This is a genomic window from Rubrivirga sp. (genome assembly GCF_049648075.1).
Taxonomy (GTDB): Bacteria; Bacteroidota; Rhodothermia; order Rhodothermales; family Rubricoccaceae; genus Rubrivirga.
Genome location: NZ_JBARYR010000766.1, coordinates 1 through 2,097, shown reverse-complemented (window position 1 = coordinate 2,097; position 2,097 = coordinate 1). Strand labels below are relative to the sequence as shown.

The following is a 2,097-nucleotide window of genomic DNA, read 5'->3' as shown; positions in this document are numbered from 1 at the left end:
CCGTGAACGGAATCGCGATCCGGTTCTTGAACAGCTCCGTGACGCCGCCGATGCCCTCGGAGTAGATCGGGAGCTCGACGGCGTTCGTGACCGCGAAGTCGGCGTGGGTCGGGTAGACCAAGAGCGGCACGCGACGGACGATGTCGGTCCCGAACAGGGCCGAGATCTCGCGGTAGGCCTCCTCGGCCGCCTCGCCCGCGAACTCGGCCAGGACACGACCGCCCGGCCCGTGGTCCCGCTCGTAGAAGTAGACGTCGAAGTGCGACGTCCTGAGCGTGTACCACTCGTGCGCTCGGTACTGGACCCGGTTCTTGCCGAAGTCGAAATACTGGGCGGCCACCGGACCCGTGGCCGTGACAGCGAACGCGAGCAGGACGAGGAGACGGACCATCGAGGACGGGGACACGGCAGGGTAGGGCCGACGCCCGTCGTCGGCAAGGGCGGAACGGGTCCCGGCCTCGAGGTCGTGTGGCGGAAGTGCGGAAGTGCGGAAGTGCGGAGATCTCCGTCCTCGAGGACGCGCTTTCTCTCGGCCTCGAGGGCGGCTACAGGTTGAGCCGGAGCGTGACCTGCCCGTCCCCGACGACACCGAAGACCACGGTCTCGAGGCCAACGCGGAGTTCGGGCTCGAGGGCTAGAACCATTCCACGTCCGACCTCGAGGGCGACGGGCAGCGCTACGACGGCCCCCGAGGAAGTCTCGGTTCTCGTCTCGCCTCCGACCGCGCGTTCGTCCGGTCCCCCAGCGTCGAAGATGAGAATAGAATCCTCATACTCGCGCACGGCGCGGTAGAGGCCGCCTCCTGCCCAGATGCTAAGTGGCCCGCTGTACAACGGGAAGTACCCGACGACGCTCGCGCGAGCACGCCTCTCAATAGCCTTGAGGCCGCCGCTGAGAGCCGTCGGTCCACCATCGGTAGGAAACGTGAACGTCGAGCCTTTCGCGAGCGACGCTAGGCCGATCGCCGTTACGCGCCACCGTGACCGATCCAGCCTGAGTGAGAACGCGACCTCGAGGCCGAGGTGCGTCTCGGGCGGGTACGGAAACCGTTCGTCATCAATGTCGGTGGTCCCACGGGCGAGCAGCACGGCGACATCGAAGCCGAGACCAAGACTCCCGCTGAGGTCGACGCCCGCGGGAGTGAATGCCGGGAACGGTCCGCCCGCGAGGTCGAGCGACACGTACGGGCCTACGCCCTCAACGAGGTGCGACTGCGCTCCTGCCGGCAGGGCGAGCGCGATGGCGAGGACGGTGAGAGCGACGTGGCGGGACATGGCGAGGACGGGAGCTACCTCATCGTAACCGTCCTTCGCCATTCTACTATAGTCCGATCTCACTACTCGTCGAGGCCGATGTGTTGCTTGCCCGCCCTCGAGGCCGAACCACCGGCTAAAAGCCATACGAGGCGCGGAAACCGACGGGCGCGAATCCATAGACCTGCTTGAAGTCGGTCGCGAGGAACCCGATGACGTCGAACGCGAACCGGTCGCCGAAGAACCGGACGCCTGGCAGGACGAGGAGTCCCTCGCTCACGTCGGCGCTGCCCACGGTGCCCAGAGCCTCGACGAACAGCTTGACACCGTTGTTTAGCTGGGTCTCGGCGCCGATGCCGTACACGAGCCCGTTCCCGACCTCAACTTCGCCGTCGAACGTCCCGATGGAACCACCCAAGCCGATGGAGATAGCCCGAGTCTCGTCTCCGAACGTCGCTACGGCGTAGGGGACCGCCGACAAGCTCGAACCGGCCCCGATCTGGGCCTGCCCGCTCAGCCCCAGCGCGACTTGGACGCCGTCGCTCCGGTACACCTGGCCCTTGAGCCCGACGAGCGGCGTGAAGAACACGTCGTCTTCGAGCCCGCTCGAAACACCGATCAGGCCCGAGGCCGTCAGGTCCACACGGTCGCTCAGGCCGGCCGTGAGCGACGGGAAGATGTACGTGAGGTCACCGCGAAACTCGCCGCCGCCGAGCGTCCGGGCCGTTGGGGCGAGGAAGAACCGGGTCTTGACCGGGTCCGTCCGGAAAAAGCGCCCGCGGATGAGCGGCCCGACGAACTCGACGGCCGACCGAGCGAACCGGCGCTCGACGCCGTCCGTGGT

The 2,097-nt window shown here is 67.1% G+C and carries 2 protein-coding genes and 1 pseudogene; all 3 read right to left on the bottom strand.

The window, feature by feature from the left end; genetic code table 11:
- Nucleotides 1-391 (bottom strand): annotated as a pseudogene (locus WBA11_RS20240) (peptidase S9); the annotation flags it as partial.
- A gap of 154 nt (nt 392-545) precedes the next feature.
- Nucleotides 546-1,274, bottom strand: a complete 729-nt coding sequence (locus WBA11_RS20235) for a hypothetical protein (protein WP_424522437.1) — start codon at nt 1,272-1,274, stop codon at nt 546-548.
- Nucleotides 1,275-1,389: 115 nt separating this feature from the next.
- Nucleotides 1,390-2,097, bottom strand: a 708-nt coding sequence (locus WBA11_RS20230) for a hypothetical protein (RefSeq protein WP_424522436.1), incomplete at its 5' end; no start/stop codon positions are given.